Here is a 16,103-nt window from a genome sequence, read left to right as displayed (position 1 = left end):
GTGTAAAGACACATATACTGGGTCTCGACGCCCTTCAGGGCGAAGGTGACAATGCCGCGAAAGCGGTAATCGGTCAGTGACAGGCCGGTTTCCTCGAAGGTCTCGCGAAGAAGGCAGTCCTCGGGGCTCTCGTAGGCCTCCGCATGTCCTCCTACACCGATCCATTTGTCCTGATTTACGTCATTTTTCTTCTTAATTCGGTGCATCATCAGGAATTTGCCGCCCTGCTCCAGATAACACAGCGTCGTCAAGGTTCCGACTGTACTTTTTTCCATAATAAAACTCCCCTATCCATTTTTAATATGTTATTTTCCCGTTTCAGAAAGAAAACAGCATCGCTGACAGCCGCGTCATCAGGCCCTGGGGCAGTACGCCGGACGCCGCGCGGACCAGCTTCATACTGCCGCCGGAGATGGATACGGCCTTGCCCTTTTCGGCGTCAAATAGGGCCTTCCGTACTACACGCTCGGGCTTTATCAGGAACAGGCGCTTGATCGGGTTCAGCTTAATGCCGCCGGTGGCGAAGAAATCCGTTTTCACCGGGCCCGGACACACGGCGGTCACGGAGATCTGGCGGCTGCGCAGCTCTTCCTTCAGCGCTCTCGACAAAGACAGCACGTAGGCCTTGCTGGCTGCGTAGGCCGCGAAGCCCGGCTGAGGCAGAAAGGCCGAGCCGGAATCCATCTGAAGGATTCGGCTGCCCTTCCGGAAATAGGGCAGGCAGGTCATGGTAACGGCTGTCAGCGCGCGGCAGTTGACATCGATCATATTTAAGATCTGATCCACATCCTGGGTTTCCAGCTTCCCGGCATGTCCCAGGCCTGCGGAATTCACCAGAATCCGGATCACAGGCTTTTCTTTTTTAAGCAAAGCCGCAAGCTCCGCACAGGCGTCCTTTTCCGCCAGATCCATGGGCAGGGTCCGAATCGTCGTTTTATCCTTCAGCTCCTCCTGCAGTGTAAGCAATGCCTGCTCCCGTCTCGCGATCACCCAGATTTCCGATATGGAGCGGTAGCTTTCCGCTATCTGACGGACGAATTCCCGGCCCATGCCGGAGGACGCTCCTGTTACGATTGCGATGGATGCTCTCTTTTTTTCCATCCTTTCCACCTCCCGGTTTTATCCAAGCAAATATTTGTAAATGGCTTCCGCGCAGCCGTCGTGATCACAGTCCGCCACGGTGATATCCGAAATTGCTTTCACCGAATCCAACGCATTTCCCATGGCTACGGCAAGTCCTGCGGCCCGTAGGACACTTAAATCATTGTCTGCGTCTCCCACGGCGATGCTGGCGCTCACCGGAATGCCGAGGGCCTCGCAGAGCTTCGTAAGGCCCACGCCCTTATCGACGCCTGTGGCAGTCAACTCCAGGGACGAGCTCTCCGCATCTACCATTTCCACCGGAAGCGCCAGAGCCTGAATCCGCTCTTTGGTCCGCGTCCTGGATTCCATACTCTGATGATACAAATTGATTTTCTCCACCGGAAATGGATTGGCCATGTAGAAGCCATACAGATCGTCATGGGGCTCCACAACCCGGGCATGTAGCTCCTTGTAGACGCCCATGCCGTAGCGATCGATGTGGGCCAGCTGGTTGGTCTGTTCGATGGATTTCTCATCCAGGATGTGCAGCATGGCTTCTTCCTTCCGAGCGAGGCGGAAGATTTCCTTGACCACAGGGATATCTATGGTGTTGGAATAAATCACCCGCTGCTCCCGAAAATCGTAAACCATAGCTCCGCTGGTACAGTTCACATAGCGGAGACCCGGGATCAGTTTCCGGAATTCTGTCAGCTCCGGGCGGCAGCGGCCGGTGGAAAGCACAACTTCTTTGCCTTTTGCCAGTGCTTTTTCGATGGCTTCTCTGCATCCGGGGCTGATTTCTTTTTTGCTGTTTAATAAGGTGCCGTCCATATCCAGGGCGATCAGCTGATATTGACTCATAAATAGCTTCTCCTATTTCTTCTTGTGTACATTCCGGATCGTCTTCTTTTTCGCTCCAGCGTTCTTTCGAACGTTTGTTTCTGTTCGTTCCGTGCGTCCGCCTGCTCTGTTCCCGGAACTGTTTTTCCGGAAATCGGTTTTCTGTCCACTCCGCTCTCCGGGTCTTCCTCCCTCCGGGCGAAGCAGGCATTTGGGTCCATAACCAATGAGATCCCGGCGGCCACATTTCTCCAGGGCTTCCTGCACCAGCTCCCGGTTCTTGGGATCCCGGTACTGGATCAGCGCCCGCTGCATGGCCTTTTCATGGGGATTCTTCGGCACATAGACCTTCTCCATGGTGCGGGGATCGAGACCGGTGTAATACATACAGGTGGACATGGTGGAGGGCGTCGGGTAGAAATCCTGCACCTGCTCCGGCATGTAGCCCAGATCCCGGCAGTACTCGGCCAGCTCCACTGCCTCTTTCAGCGTCGCTCCCGGATGGGAGGACATGAGGTACGGCACCAGATACTGCTTTTTCTGCAGGGTTTCGTTCATCTTTTTATAGCGGCGGCAGAACTCCTCGTAGACGCTGCGGTTCGGCTTGCCCATCTTCGCTAAGACTGCGTCGGACACATGCTCCGGTGCCACTTTCAGTTGGCCGCTTACGTGATATTCACAGAGTTCTTTCAAAAAACTCTGATTTGGATCCGCCAGCACATAATCAAAGCGGATACCGGAACGGATGAACACCTTTTTCACGCCGGGGATGGCCCGGAGCTTCCGGAGAAGGCTGATGTAATCGCTGTGATCGGCCTTCAGATTCGGACAGGGTTTCGGAAACAGACACTGCCGTTCCGGGCAGGCTCCGGCTTTCAGCTGCTTATCGCAGGCAGGCTGCCGGAAATCTGCGGTGGGACCGCCCACGTCGTGGATATAGCCCTTGAAGTCCTTATCCTTTGTCATAGCCCGGGCCTCCCGGAGCAGGGATTCATGGCTTCTGGCCTGGATGATCCGTCCCTGGTGGAAGGTCAGGGCGCAAAAGCTGCAGGCTCCAAAACAGCCCCGACAGCTTGCCAGACTGAATTTGATCTCCGAGAAGGCCGGAACCTCGCCCTGCGTCAGACAGGAAGGATGCACCGCCCGCTGGAACGGCAAATCGTAGATCTCATCCATTTCCTCCTGGGACAAGGGTTTTGCCGGCGGATTCTGCACGATAAACAGATGTTCGGAATACTGCTCCGCCATCCGTTTTCCCCGGATCGGATCGGCATTTTTCTGCTGAATCCCGAAGCTTTTGGCATATAGAGTCTTATCGGCCTTCATACTCTCATAATCCGGCAGGAAAATCGCGTCGTAGATATCCTCTTTATGGCTGGTCTTGTAGACAGTTCCATTTACAAAGGTCAGATCCCGAATGGAAATTCCGGAAGCCAGCGCGTCGGCAATCTCCACGATGGACCGTTCGCCCATGCCATAGGAAATCAGATCCGCTCCGCTGTCCAGAAGCAGTGACCGCTTAAAGCCATCCGCCCAGTAATCATAATGGGCCATGCGTCGGAGACTGGCCTCAATGCCGCCTAAGATAATAGGCACATGCTTATATACATGGCGAATCAGGTTACTGTATACCATATCGGCCCGGTCGGGGCGTTTTCCCATAACACCGCCCGGCGTGAATGCGTCAGTCTTCCGGCGTTTTTTCGACACGGAATAGTGATTTACCATAGAATCCATATTTCCGGAGGAGACCAGGAAGGCCAGGCGCGGTTCGCCATAGACTTGAATGCTCTTTGGATCCTTCCAGTCCGGCTGGGCCAGGATCGCCACGCTGTAGCCGTGGCTTTCCAACACCCGCCCGATGATCGCCGGGCCGAAAGATGGATGATCCACGTAGGCGTCGCCGATGACATAGACAAAGTCTGGTTGCGTAATGCCTCGTTCCGTTAATTCTTCTTTTGTTGCGGGCAAAAATCCCTGCTGTTTCATGTATTACTCCTGTCCTGGTACCAACGTCTCATAGGTCCCGTCCAGCACCTGATAAAAATCGTGAATATAGTAATCTGCAAGCCGGCGGTTTTCAGCCTGCCGATCTTTGGCATACGCGTCGTAGATCGAACATACTTTTGCTCCGGCTGCTTTCCCGGCCTGGGCTCCTGCGGGTGTGTCCTCAAAGACCAGACAGTCTTCCGGTTTCGCGCCAAGCTCCGCCGCCACCTTGAGATAGATATCCGGCGCTGGTTTTCCGGCCCCTGCCTCACAGGAGGTCATCAGGCACTGGAAATAAGGCGCAAGCCCCTGCCCGGCCACCACGGCGTCCAGAAGCTCCCGGCCATTGCTGGTGGCGATTCCGGCTCTGATTCCGTGTGATTTTAGGTATTCCAGAAATTCCCGCGCGCCTGGTTTTAAAGGCACTTCATGGGCGTATTTTTCTTTTGACATGGCGATCCACTCGGCCTTAATCACATCCAGACTATCCGGCAGGGCGAACTGCTCTTTAAAATACGCTGCAGTCTCCGAAAAGCTCATGCCCTCGATGGCCTGCTGAAGCCCGGGATAGACTGTCAGGCCATGACGGCCCAGATATTCCACGTCAATGGCTCCCCACATCCACATGGAATCTACCAGGGTTCCGTCCAGATCAAAAAGAACTGCTTTTATTCCGTCCAGCATCCTGTCTCCTCCTTCAATTTTCGAAGTTCTTCTTCCGTAAGGGGCCTGCACGCGCCGATCTCCAAAGTCTCATCCAGCTTCAGACTTCCCATGGAAAGCCGTTTCAGATACGTAACCTCACAGCCGATGACTTCGAACATCCGTTTTACCTGATGAAAGCGTCCTTCCCGAATAGTCACTTCGATCTCCGATTCCGGGCCGGACTTCAGAATCCGCAGTTCCGCCGGAAGGGTCTTTTTCTCATCGCCGATATCCAGTCCCTCCAGAAAGGCCTGCACATGTTCCGATTTCACCCGACCTTGAATCCTGGCGTAATAGGTCTTGTCCACATGGCGTTTGGGGGATAACAGGTAATGGGCCAGCTTACCGTCGTTGGTCAAAAGCAGCAGGCCTTCCGTATCCCGGTCGAGCCGTCCCACCGGGAACAAATCCGAACGAGCGTTCTCCGGCAAAAGTTCCAGCACTGTGTCGAGCTTTTTATCCTCGGTGGCGGAAATATATCCGGCAGGCTTATGCAGCATCCAGTACTCCACCCTGGAAAAGGACGCCTCTTTTCCGGCTACGCACACCACATCGCCGTCCTTTATCTTTGTCTCCGACTTCGTAACCCTTTCCCCGTTTACGGTAACTATGCAGCTTCGCAGCAATTTTTTTACTTCGCTCCGGGTTCCGTATCCCGCTTCGCAGAGATATTTGTCCAGACGCATGCTACCACCTCCATCCGGGATAATATTTATTCTTGAGCGTACCGTTTGCAAGCTTTCCCCAGCCTAAGGGGTACCCGTCCACACAGACCAGACACCAGCCTTTCGCCCCTCGCGCTGCCAGGTCCTCCAGATCCAACGTCTCACCCTTTAAATAGCGGAATACACGTTCATCGTCCGCTTTCAGGTCCACCGACAGGGCGAACTCCTCTTTTCGCAGATACATGGCCAGAGCCTGGCTGGGCTCAAAGCGCTTCTGTTTTACTTCGCCCAGATAGAGGCCTGTCCGCAGAAAGCGTAAGGAACGGATATTTTTACCCGTCAATGCCTCAGGCAGCACATATAATCGGCCATCGTAAAGGCGAAAACAACGGGCGTCCCATTTCACATGCAGATCCTTTGCGAAATCCAGCCATTCCTCCGGGAGCTTTTTCAGCGCACCCTTAGAGTCTGCCTTTTCCTTGTGCTTTGGTGACGTCGCGGCAGAATTATCAGAACATACATTCTTCTGTAGTAAAGCCACGAAATGTCCTTCCCCATCTAACCGATGGGGAAACAGCCGGGCTGCGCCTGCGCAGGCCCCGAGCCCCGGCGCGAAGCCAAGCGCTTCCCGTTCCTCCGGTAATGGCAGCGGCAGCAGGGTGAAGCCTTCCTCTTTTATCAGCCGCTCAATGGTTTCCTCATTTTCATGTTTCGAAAAGGTGCAGGTGGAATAGACTAACTGTCCGCCCGGACGCAGCAGCTTCGCCGCCGCAGTCACCACGGTTCTCTGAATTTCCGCATAATAATTCGGTCCCTTTTCCAGCCAGTCCTTCACCATGGACGGTTCCTTTCGGAACATGCCCTCGCCGGAGCAGGGGGCGTCCACGAGAATCTTGTCAAACCAGCCTTCGAAATAGTTAAGAAGCCGCTCGGGCGTCTCGCTGGTTACGAGAATATTGCCGGCGCCAAAGAGCTCCAGATTTTTAAGCAGGGCTTTTGCCCGGGAATTACTGATGTCGTTGGCTACCAGAACACCCGTTCCGCGCAGCTTTGCCGCCAGTTCCGTGGCCTTTCCGCCGGGGGCTGCGCAGAGATCCAGTACCCGATCGCCTTCTTTGATGGGCAGACAGGCTGCCGGCGTCATGGCGCTGGGCTCCTGAAGATAATAAAGCCCGGCCGCGTAGTACGGATGCTTCGACGCCTGCGCCTGTTCCTCCAGATAGAAGCCGTTTCGGGTCCAGGGAACCGCACGCAAAGAAAAGGCCGAAAGAGCCTGAAACTCCTCCGGACGCAGCTTCCCTGTATTAACACGAAGGCCGCGAAAGCCCTCGTTATGTTCATAGCTTTTCTCCCAGGCATCATATTCATCGCCCAGGAGTTCTCTCATTTCCTGTAAAAAGGATTCCGGTAATTGTAACATTTATTCCTCCGTAGGAAGCGACTGGGCCCGATAGCCCTCCGCAATCATATCCAGCTGTCGGTCGAAGCGCTCCAGCTGATCGATGTCATTCATGGCGTAGATTCGGTAAAATTCGTCCTGAATCTTTAGGATCTCCCGCTTATTGGCTACCCGGTACAGGTTCTGGATATTGTTCAGGATATCCGCCACGATGTTCGCCTGAATCCGGAAGGAGATCTGCGCGTCCATGATCTCGCTGCGCACCGTGGACATCTCATTATCCAGGGTGATGATGGCGTCCGCCGCGCTTAAAAGCCGCTCTTTGATATGCTCCGGGATATTCCGCTTGTACTTATACTGGAGGGAATGCTCCACCGTGGCCCAGAAATTCATGGCCATGGTGCGGATCTGCACCTCCATCTGCAGGCGCTTGGGGCCGTTCAGCGTATCCACCGTATAATAAAGGATAATGTGGTAGCTGCGATAGCCGCTGCTTTTCATTTCCCGTATGTAATCCCGCTCCTGCTTGATTTCCATGTCCTTGCGGTTCCGGATGATCTCCACTACCTTGTCGATGTCCTCCACAAACTGACAGATGATGCGGATACCGGCCAGATCATAGATCTTCTCTTCGATATCCTCCAGATCAATTTTCTTCTTCTGACATTTATCCAGAATGCTGGAAATGGTCTTGACCCGGCCATCCACCTGCTCGATGGGACAGTAAAGTCCCCGATCCCGGTGCTCCTTGATCAGGTGGTTAAACTTAGTCATGACCTCCTTGACCGCCAGCTCATAGGGATTTAAAATCTCCCGCCACAATTGTATTTCCATATACCTCTCCTTTTCAGCCGGACGCGCCCCGGGATACCGTCAGCCTGCAGTTTTCCAGATAGCGCAGAAACCAGTAGGGATTCACTGCCAGTTCCGCAAACTCTTCATTTCGAAGATAGATCCCCAGATGCAGATGCACCGGGAACTGACCGGAAGTACCCTCCTGCTTTCCGTAGCCCGTATCGCCCATATAGCCCAGAAGCTGCCCCGCATTTATGACGTCGCCTTTCTGGAACTCCTCCGCGTAGGAGGAAAGATGGGCATAATAAAAATATACGTCGTGGATGCTCCGGACACCGATTCGCCAGCCGCCCTTTTCCAGCCAGCCGACGCTCTCCACCGTACCGTCTGAGATACTGATCACCGGATACACCCCGCTTTCGTTCTCCGGCGGCATCAGATCCGTTCCCTCATGGCCGCGTGTTCCGCCATAGGTACGCTCGAAAAGCCAGCTGTTCTCATAAGTAACGGATAGGTTTTCCTCTCTCCACTGGGGAATCGGAAAATATTCCAGATCTTTCCAGATATTTTCATACAGCTCATAATAACGCCGCGCAGTTTCCTCCGGGCGCTCCTGCGCCTGAGCCGTCTTAAAAAGTCCGGCCTGTCTCCGGATATGTTCTTCCGTACCCAGAATCAATAGACCAAGACCCAGCAGCAGTAACCAAGACCCCGCAGCTGAAAGCTTACGCATCCCACATCTTCACTCCGCATCAAAAATGCTTACTAAATATTCTATGTTTAGCGCAGCTCTTTTAGAACCTCTACCACAAATTCATAGATCCGCTTTGTGGAAGAAATACTTAAGCGCTCCTTCGGCGTATGGATATCATACAGATTCGGTCCGATGGAGACACAGTCCAGGCCTTCCATCTTGCCGCTGAACAGACCGCACTCCAGGCCTGCGTGGATGGCCATAACTTTCGGATCCCGGTCATACATTTTCTTAAATACAGACACACAGGTATCCCGAAGTTCGGACTCATGACGGTACTCCCATCCCGGATAGGAGCCCTTCTCCTCGTAGGTTCCGCCCAGGAACTCCACACAGTGGCGGAGACGGTCGCCCAGCTCCTGCTTCTCGGATTCAATGGAGCTTCGGATGCTGAAGGTGGCGGTCGCCTCTTCGTTGGTAAGACGTAAGATGCCCAGGTTCAGGGACGTCTGTACCAGTCCCGGGATATCCATGCTGTCCTTGATGACGCCGTTGGGCACCATATGAAGCACATACATCAGGATGGCCGCGCACTTGGGCGTCAGGGCCTGACCGCTTGCCTTTCCTTCGGATACGAAGCTTACGGTTACACCTGCGTCGCTTGCCGCAAACTCAGTCTTGTAAATGGCGTCGAGGGTATTCAGACGATCTTCAAAGGCCTGACATTCCTCCTCCGGCACATACAGTACCGCTTTCGTGCTGCGCGGAATCGCATTGTCCATGAGACCGCCGGACAGCCCGGCAATCCGGAAATTCACCACCTCGTCCAACCAGCAGAGCGCTCTGCCCATGAGAATATTGGAATTGCCGTGCTCTTTATGAATCTCTGCTCCGGAGTGACCGCCCAGAAGACCGTCTACGGTTACGGTGTAGCGTACGCCCTCAGTCTCCTGATAGACCGCCGGGATATGCAGAATGCCGTCCATGCCACCGGCGCAGCTCACGGTAAAGATCCCCTCCTCCTCGGAGTCGATGTTGATAAGTCTGCGCCCCTTCATATGAGAAGCATCAAAATCTTTGGCGCCCAGAAGACCCACCTCTTCTCCGGTGGTAAACAGACACTCCAGACGGGGATGGGACAGGCTGTCGTCATCCAGAATCGCCAGTGCGATAGCGACCGCGATACCGTCGTCGCCGCCCAGGGTCGTGCCCTTCGCGTAGATAAAATCGCCGTCTACGGCCACGTCCAGGGGATCCTTCGCGAAATCAATAGTACAGTCCGCCTCTTTCTCGCATACCATATCCAGATGCCCCTGGATGATGACGGTGGGTGCGTCCTCGTAACCTGCGGAAGCCTCTTTAACGATGACCACATTGTTGAACTCGTCCCGGGACGCGGATAGTCCGCGCTTCTTCGCGAATTCCATACAATATTCTGCCGCGCCGGCCTCATTTCCCGATCCTCTCGGAATCTGTGTCAGATCCTCAAAATATTCAAATACCTTCTTCGGCTCTAATCCTTCCAAAACTCGCATATTGTTCCTCCTTGCTCTCATATAGATTTCTATGAGAAAAAAATTTATTTATATGACTGTCAGTCTTATCTTGCTTGCTTTTTTGCTGCTGGCTCCGGTACAGGCCGCTGCGGCTTCCTCGGAAGGACTGCTGCTGTGGTTCCACACCCTGTTGCCAATGCTGCTTCCTTTCTTTATTCTCTCCCGGCTTCTGATCGCTCTGGACGGGGTCTCTGGCATCACCCGGTTCCTTGCACCCCTGGCACGGAGCTTTTTCGGACTCTCTCCGAACGGTTCTTTCTGCCTGCTGACGGGCTTCCTGTGCGGATACCCTGTGGGAGCGAAGATCTCCGCCGATCTGGTCCGGGAGAACCGTATCACACCCGAAGAAGGCGCGTACCTGCTTACCTTTACCAATAACCCAAGTCCCGCCTTTCTCACCGGCTACTGCCTGACGGAAGCGCTGGAGCTGCCGGAGCGTGTCCCTGTTTCCCTTCTGCTGGTCTATGGCGCGCCGCTCCTCTACGCGGCGCTGACCCGTCACAGGCAGACCTTTCCGGATCTATCCATAGAAAAAAAGACATCCGGATCTCAAATCAGCTTCAAAATCGTGGATGCCTGCATCATGGACGGCCTGGAAAATATCCTGAAGCTCGGCGGCTATCTCATCCTGTTCTCCATGCTGGCAAAGCTGCTGCTTCTCCTTATCGGCTCCCTGCCGCTGTGTTCCTGCCTGACCGTCGGTCTGCTGGAAATCACAAACGGCATTGCCCTGACCGCCGCGTCACCGATTCTTACCAAGCGCGCCGCTTGGGTGCTGTCGCTCTTTATCGTTTCCTTCGGCGGTCTGTCCGGTGCAGCACAGACGGAAAGCATGCTGCAGGGAACCCAGCTTTCGGTTTTAAGTTATCTGAAAGCTAAAGCCGGTACGGCCCTGCTCACCGCCTGCTTCGCCATTCTGTATCTTGGACTTACTGATCTTCCTTTGGCGCTTCCTCTTCCGGCTGTTCTGTTGCGATAGCCGGTCCTAACTCTGCCCGGTTGCTTGCCAGAATCTCGTTGAAATTATTCAGAGAGTTCATCATAGATTCATAGCGTGCTGCGTGTCCTTCCATAGTCTGGCGAACCAGATTCTGCAGATTGCCCAGCATATCGTCGGTGTAGCGCATGGCCTGCATACGGAAGTTATTGGCTTCGATGGTGGCTGCATCCAGACGCTTCTGTGCCTCTGCCTCCGCGGCTGCCATAATTTCATTGGCCTGTACATACGCCTGCTGCATGATCTCATGCTCGTTGATCAATTCGGTCGTATGTATATTGGCCTCCTTGATAATCGCGTCTGCCTTCGCCTGGGCGTCTGCCAGAATGGCGTCCCGGTTAGCCAGCACTTTCTGATAACGTTTGATCTCCTCCGGAGTCTTCATGCGAAGCTCCCGCAGCAGCTCTTCAATCTCCTCTTTATTGACAATGATATTCGTCTTTGATAATGTCTGCGGCTTGCAGCCGTCAATGTACTCCTCGATCTCCTCGATGATCTGTTCGATCTTGCTGCTCATAAAACCGTTCTCCTCTCTATTTCCATTTTAGTTACGCGTAACGCTCCTTCATCCGCTCCCGGATTTTTTCTTCCACATAGGGCGGTACAAAAGCGGAAATATCGCCGCCGAAGGCTGCCACCTCCTTGACCGTTGTGGAACTAAGGTAAGCGTATTCCAGGCTGGTCGTAAGAAACAGCGTATCCAGATCCGGACTCATGATCCGATTGGTCTGGGCCATCTGCAGCTCATAATCGAAGTCCGTGATCGCCCGCAGGCCGCGCACGATAATATGGGCTTCGCATTCCTTCGCAAAATCTACCAGAAGTCCCGTAAAGGAGCGAATCTTGATATTCGGATATTCCTTTGTGACTTCTTCTAACATCTTAACACGTTCTTCCACAGAAAACAACGGAGTTTTGGCACGGTTGTTTAAGACACCCACCACCAGCTCGTCCACGATCCGGGAAGCGCGGACAATCACATCCAGATGTCCTTTCGTCACCGGGTCAAAGCTTCCTGCATAAATTGCTCTAATCATTCGTCATCCTCATCCATCTCGATAAAGAGATGTTTATTCGTCTTGTATTTTTTTACCTTGCGGATCCGGTAGCCCAGATCTTCAACCCAGTCTGTCTCTTCGTTCAGTGACGCCTCCAGAATAATGGTTGTATCGGCAGTCATCAGGCTGGAATTTTGAAGGTAACCAAGTACATCCCGCTCCAGTCCCTTTCCATAGGGCGGATCCAGGAAAATGATATCGAAGGGCTCTTCGCCCTCCAGCACCCGAAGCGCTCCCAAAGCGTCCATAAAAAATACCTGCGCCCGGTCATTGAGCTTCGTGAAGACCAGATTGTCGCCGATGCAGTCGTAAGCCTTCCGGTTATTTTCCGCAAAGACCGCGAAATCCGCGCCCCGGCTTAAGGCCTCGATACCGATAGCCCCGCTTCCGCCAAAGAGATCCAGAAACCGGCAGCCCGGGATCTCCGGCTGCAGCATATTAAATAAAGTTTCCTTAATTCGATCGGTGGTCGGCCTGGTATCCAGCCCCTCAATGCACTTCAGCGGCATACTCCGGGCTGTTCCTGCTATTACTCTCATGTATTACCCCCTTACCTGGCCATGGCCGGTAATCTCGTATTTGTAAGAAGTGAGCGCCACAAGACCCATGGGACCTCTGGCATGCAGCTTCTGGGTACTGATGCCGATCTCCGCGCCAAAGCCGAACTCAAAGCCGTCGGTAAAGCGGGTCGAAGCATTTACATAGACTGCCGCTGCATCCACTTCCTTTAAAAACTTCTCTGCATGTTCCTGATTTTCTGTGATAATTGCTTCGGAATGTCCGGTATTATAACGATTGATATGGGCAATGGCTTCCTCTACATTATCTACGGTCTTCACAGAAAGAATGTAATCCAGATACTCCGTACCCCAGTCTTCCTCTGTGGCTGCCGTCATAGGAACCGCTTCTCTGGCTGCTTCGTCTCCGCGAAGCTCCACTTGCTTCTCCTGAAGCTTCTTTGCCAGCAGAGGCAGAAATGCGTCTTTTACCTTACGGTTTACCACCAGAGACTCGCAGGCATTGCAGACGCCGATGCGCTGTGTCTTGGCATTGTATACAATATTCACGGCCATCTCAAGATCCGCTGTCTCATCCACATAGATGTGACAGTTACCGGATCCTGTCTCAATGACTGGAATCGTACTGTTATTGACAACGGTGGCGATTAACCCGGCACTTCCTCTCGGAATCAGCACATCTATGTACCGGTTCAGCTTCATAAAGGCCGCAGCCGTCTCACGGCTGGTATCCGTCAGAAGCTGGATAGCACTTTCCGGGCAACCACAGGCTATTAATGCCTGCTGCAGCACCTCGGTGATGGCCTGATTGGAATGAATCGCGTCGCTTCCGCCCCGCAGCACCACCGGATTACCGGTCTTAAAGCAGAGTCCGAAGGCGTCCGCCGTCACATTGGGCCGGGCCTCGTAAATGATGCCGATGACGCCAAGAGGCACCCGCACCTGACGGATATGCAGGCCATTTTCCGGCACCCAGTCCTTCATGACTTCCCCCACCGGATCCGGTAAGTCCGCAATCTGGCGAAGACCTTCCGCCATGCCCGCGATGCGATCTTCGGTCAACTTCAGTCTGTCCAGAAGTCCCGGCTTCATGCCGCGCTCCTGTCCCGCTTCCATATCTTTTTCATTGGCTGCAAGGATCTTTTCCTGCTCGCCTACAAGAAGCTCTGCCGCTTTCAAAAGTACCCGGTCTTTCTCCTCCCGGGTCATGACCCGGAGAATCGGTTCCGCTTCCTTTGCTTTCTGTCCAATACACTCTAATGTCATCTATTTCCTCCCGATTACCCGTTTCTCTGTCACGATTTTCTCCGGACAGATATCAAACGCTTCATAAGGAACGCTTTCTTTTACCTGAAATTCAAAGGCCAGCGCCACTCTGGACAGCTTCGGATGCGCCTCCAGGAAACGGTCGTAAAAGCCCCCGCCGTAACCGATCCGGTGCCGTTCCTCATCGAAAGCCACGCCAGGCATCAGCATCAGGGCTTTTTCCTCGTCTCCGCTTTCATCTGCCGCGTGCTTTTCGTAAGGCTCCCGGATTCCGTAATACCCCTCCTCCAGATCATTTTCCAGAGAAGTGATATAGAAGAACTTCATATCCTGTCCCAGTACCTTCGGGACAGCCACCCGTTTGCCGTCAGCCCAGGCCGCCCGGATGATATCCGAGGTCTCCACCTCATGCTTACAGTCCACGTAAGCGTAGATCACCTCCGCCTGCCGGTATTCCTGCAGGGTCAGCACCTGATCCCGCACGCCCAGACTCAGCTCATGAATCTGTTCGTCCGTATGAGCCGCCCGCAGTGCCTTGATCTCTTTTCGCAAGGCCTTCTTTAAAGCTTTTTTAGTTTCCTTTTCTGTTTGCATCATATTTTTCACCCAGATTTACGACGCTGCCGTCCTGTTCCTTAATATCAATATTGTTCAGCTGTCCGCGCAGGTTCATGCGGACGGCCTCGATATATTCCAGGCGCAGAAGCTTCTGCTCCTTCTTCTCCGCATCAGTCAGGCCCTCCGCCTTGGAACGGCGGTACAGCTCGTTGATGCGCGCAATCTTCTGTGGATCCATTTATTTATCTCCTTCCCATCCCGCAAAGGACGCTGCCTGTTCAAAAATATCCTTTGCGTATTCATAGCCATGGTTGTAAAAATCTGTTAATACTTCTGCGTGATTCTCGGTATTCTTGACCACCGGAACCTGAGGCCGGATCACAAAAACATGTCCCCGGTTTTCCAGATCCTCGATAAGTTCCATGGTGCGATTGTAATAGTAAGCCCGATATTTGATGGCACGAATCAGATTCGGATACTTCTGATACATGATCTGAGCCATTTTCAGCGTCTTCTTCGCAGGCGCTTTCCGGTAGCCCGCCTGTCTTGTGAGAATGATAACAGGCTTCTTCACCCCGTCGTGCAGGGCCTTGCGAATGGGCACGGAATCCGCCACGCCGCCGTCCACCATGGGAATGCCGTCCACATCCACAATGGGCGATACCACCGGAAGACTGGACGAAGCCCGGCAGATAGTCATCAGCCGCTGCCGGTCGCTTTTCTCCGACAGATACTCAGCCTTGCCGGTCAGGGCGTTGGTAGCTGTCAGAATGCACTCCATACCGGAAGAAAAGTATGTGTCATAATCAAAGGGAATGATCTTATTGGGAAATATATCAAAGATCAAATCCATGTTAAACAGGCTGTGCGTTTTCACCAAGGACTTGAGACCCACATAGCTTCCGGCCTCCAGAAAATCAATCGTGCACAGCTTCATCCGGCCCGGCTGGTGTGACGCATAGTCTACTGCGTTGCAGGCGCCTGCCGATACGCCGATGACATAGGGCAGATACATGCCCTGTTCCATAAAATAGTCCAGCACGCCGGCTGTAAATACGCCTCTTGTGCCGCCGCCCTCCAGTACCATTCCTGCTTTTTTCATGAAAAATGCGCCTCCAGAAATGTCTTTAAATCAAAGGATTCATCCTTATGTGCCTGAAAGAAAGTGCCGTACCTCTCCCCGTTCACGATTTTGTGAATAACACTCATATCGCCGCCATTGGCAATCAGCATATCGGCTCCGGCCGCTGTGGCAAGCTCCGCCGCGATAAGCTTGGTCGCCATACCGCCGGTTCCCACCGAGCTCACCGCGTCATGCCCCATGCCCATCAGCTCCTCATCCAGATACTCTACAAAGGGCACAAACTCCGCATCCGGGTTTGTGTTTGGGTTATCTGTATAGAGGCCGTTGATGTCAGACAGCAGGATCAGAAGATCCGCGTCCACCAGGGAAGCCACAATGGCCGACAGGGTGTCGTTATCACCGTGGAGAATCTCAAAAGTAGAGATACTGTCATTGGCGTTGACGACAGGAATCGCTCCAAGCTCCAGAAGCTCAGCGAAGGTATCCTGGGCATGCCTGCGGTTTTTCAGGTTGATCATGGTGTTGCGGGTCATCAGAATCTGGGCTGCCACCTGATTATATTCAGCGAAAAATTTCTGGTAGATCATCATCAGTCTCGCCTGTCCGATGGCTGCGCAGGCCTGCTTCATGGGGATGCTCTCCGGCTTCTCCTGAAGCCCGGCTGCCTTCCTGCCCACGCCGATGGCTCCGGATGTGACCAGAATCACATCCTTACCCCGGTTATGCAGATCTGACAGCTCCCGCACCAGATGCTCCACCTTGATAAGATCCAGGCCCCCCGTCTCCTTATGAATCAGGGAAGAGGTTCCCACCTTTACCACAATGCGTTTTTTGTTTTTTATCTTTTCTCTGTAGTCTGTATTCATGTCATTTTGTCCTCTGCTTGCAGAGTTACT

General features: G+C 53.5%; 19 protein-coding genes. 1 reads left to right on the top strand and 18 read right to left on the bottom strand.

Annotated features, from left to right (window positions below; genetic code table 11):
• From ACTRC3_RS06585 to ACTRC3_RS06540, 10 genes are all read right to left on the bottom strand, one after another.
• The coding region (locus tag ACTRC3_RS06585; RefSeq protein ID WP_440322433.1) for an NUDIX hydrolase at nucleotides 1–275 on the bottom strand (275 nt) is incomplete at its 3' end.
• A 43-nt stretch (nucleotides 276–318) separates the two neighbouring features.
• Nucleotides 319–1,101 (bottom strand): SDR family NAD(P)-dependent oxidoreductase, encoded by a 783-nt coding sequence (locus tag ACTRC3_RS06580; RefSeq protein WP_440322431.1) that lies wholly within the window; start codon nucleotides 1,099–1,101, stop codon nucleotides 319–321.
• 18 nt (nucleotides 1,102–1,119) lie between these two features.
• Nucleotides 1,120–1,944, bottom strand: a complete 825-nt coding sequence (locus ACTRC3_RS06575) for a Cof-type HAD-IIB family hydrolase (RefSeq protein WP_440322428.1) — start codon at nucleotides 1,942–1,944, stop codon at nucleotides 1,120–1,122.
• Between the two features lie 12 nt (nucleotides 1,945–1,956).
• The gene (locus tag ACTRC3_RS06570) at nucleotides 1,957–3,912 is read right to left on the bottom strand and encodes a YgiQ family radical SAM protein (protein ID WP_440322426.1); all 1,956 of its coding nucleotides are present in this window, start codon (nucleotides 3,910–3,912) and stop codon (nucleotides 1,957–1,959) included.
• 3 nt (nucleotides 3,913–3,915) lie between these two features.
• Entirely contained in the window at nucleotides 3,916–4,596 is a 681-nt protein-coding gene (locus tag ACTRC3_RS06565; protein ID WP_440322424.1) for an HAD family hydrolase, read from the bottom strand.
• Nucleotides 4,581–5,303, bottom strand: a complete 723-nt coding sequence (locus tag ACTRC3_RS06560; protein ID WP_178039164.1) for a pseudouridine synthase — start codon at nucleotides 5,301–5,303, stop codon at nucleotides 4,581–4,583. Before ACTRC3_RS06560 ends, ACTRC3_RS06565 begins: the two co-directional genes overlap by 16 nt.
• 1 nt (nucleotide 5,304) lies before the next feature.
• Nucleotides 5,305–6,702 (bottom strand): RsmF rRNA methyltransferase first C-terminal domain-containing protein, encoded by a 1,398-nt coding sequence (locus tag ACTRC3_RS06555; RefSeq protein ID WP_440322421.1) that lies wholly within the window; start codon nucleotides 6,700–6,702, stop codon nucleotides 5,305–5,307.
• On the bottom strand, nucleotides 6,703–7,515 hold the full coding sequence (locus ACTRC3_RS06550; RefSeq protein WP_178039162.1) for a GTP pyrophosphokinase family protein: 813 nt from the start codon (nucleotides 7,513–7,515) through the stop codon (nucleotides 6,703–6,705). It lies immediately after the preceding gene.
• 13 nt (nucleotides 7,516–7,528) lie between these two features.
• Nucleotides 7,529–8,209 carry a M23 family metallopeptidase gene (locus ACTRC3_RS06545; protein ID WP_440322419.1) on the bottom strand — a complete coding sequence of 227 codons (681 nt, stop codon included), beginning with the start codon at nucleotides 8,207–8,209 and terminating at the stop codon, nucleotides 7,529–7,531.
• 47 nt (nucleotides 8,210–8,256) lie between these two features.
• Complete coding sequence (locus ACTRC3_RS06540) at nucleotides 8,257–9,705, bottom strand: aminoacyl-histidine dipeptidase (protein ID WP_440322417.1); 1,449 nt, start codon at nucleotides 9,703–9,705, stop codon at nucleotides 8,257–8,259.
• Nucleotides 9,706–9,736: 31 nt separating this feature from the next.
• Between ACTRC3_RS06540 and ACTRC3_RS06535 the strand changes: the two genes are divergently transcribed.
• Nucleotides 9,737–10,705, top strand: a complete 969-nt coding sequence (locus tag ACTRC3_RS06535; protein ID WP_440322415.1) for a nucleoside recognition domain-containing protein — start codon at nucleotides 9,737–9,739, stop codon at nucleotides 10,703–10,705.
• Here ACTRC3_RS06535 and ACTRC3_RS06530 read toward each other — a convergent pair.
• Genes ACTRC3_RS06530 through proB form a run of 8 tightly spaced genes read right to left on the bottom strand, consistent with a single transcriptional unit; the run spans nucleotide 10,656 to nucleotide 16,073 of the window.
• On the bottom strand, nucleotides 10,656–11,240 hold the full coding sequence (locus ACTRC3_RS06530; protein ID WP_178039158.1) for an ATPase: 585 nt from the start codon (nucleotides 11,238–11,240) through the stop codon (nucleotides 10,656–10,658). The two genes, ACTRC3_RS06535 and ACTRC3_RS06530, sit on opposite strands and share 50 nt — an antisense overlap.
• A gap of 31 nt (nucleotides 11,241–11,271) precedes the next feature.
• Nucleotides 11,272–11,760 carry a pantetheine-phosphate adenylyltransferase gene (coaD, locus tag ACTRC3_RS06525; protein WP_178039157.1) on the bottom strand — a complete coding sequence of 163 codons (489 nt, stop codon included), beginning with the start codon at nucleotides 11,758–11,760 and terminating at the stop codon, nucleotides 11,272–11,274.
• Complete coding sequence (gene rsmD / locus ACTRC3_RS06520; RefSeq protein ID WP_440322412.1) at nucleotides 11,757–12,320, bottom strand: 16S rRNA (guanine(966)-N(2))-methyltransferase RsmD; 564 nt, start codon at nucleotides 12,318–12,320, stop codon at nucleotides 11,757–11,759. Before rsmD ends, coaD begins: the two co-directional genes overlap by 4 nt.
• Nucleotides 12,321–12,323: 3 nt before the next feature.
• Nucleotides 12,324–13,565, bottom strand: coding sequence for a glutamate-5-semialdehyde dehydrogenase (locus tag ACTRC3_RS06515; protein WP_440322410.1), 1,242 nt, complete (start codon nucleotides 13,563–13,565; stop codon nucleotides 12,324–12,326).
• The gene (locus ACTRC3_RS06510) at nucleotides 13,566–14,162 is read right to left on the bottom strand and encodes a 5-formyltetrahydrofolate cyclo-ligase (RefSeq protein WP_349165076.1); all 597 of its coding nucleotides are present in this window, start codon (nucleotides 14,160–14,162) and stop codon (nucleotides 13,566–13,568) included.
• Nucleotides 14,137–14,361, bottom strand: a complete 225-nt coding sequence (locus ACTRC3_RS06505; RefSeq protein ID WP_178039153.1) for a DUF896 domain-containing protein — start codon at nucleotides 14,359–14,361, stop codon at nucleotides 14,137–14,139. Before ACTRC3_RS06505 ends, ACTRC3_RS06510 begins: the two co-directional genes overlap by 26 nt.
• Complete coding sequence (locus tag ACTRC3_RS06500) at nucleotides 14,362–15,225, bottom strand: patatin-like phospholipase family protein (protein ID WP_440322408.1); 864 nt, start codon at nucleotides 15,223–15,225, stop codon at nucleotides 14,362–14,364.
• Nucleotides 15,222–16,073: a glutamate 5-kinase gene (gene proB, locus ACTRC3_RS06495; protein ID WP_440322406.1), complete on the bottom strand. Its 852-nt coding sequence runs from the start codon at nucleotides 16,071–16,073 to the stop codon at nucleotides 15,222–15,224. Before proB ends, ACTRC3_RS06500 begins: the two co-directional genes overlap by 4 nt.
• Nucleotides 16,074–16,103: the final 30 nt, after the last annotated feature.

The sequence above is a fragment of the Laedolimicola sp. genome (genome assembly GCF_051972735.1).
Lineage (GTDB): Bacteria > Bacillota > Clostridia > Lachnospirales > Lachnospiraceae > Laedolimicola > Laedolimicola intestinihominis.
The sequence above is the reverse complement of the archived record's forward strand: the minus strand, read 5'-3'. Positions and strand labels throughout refer to the sequence as shown.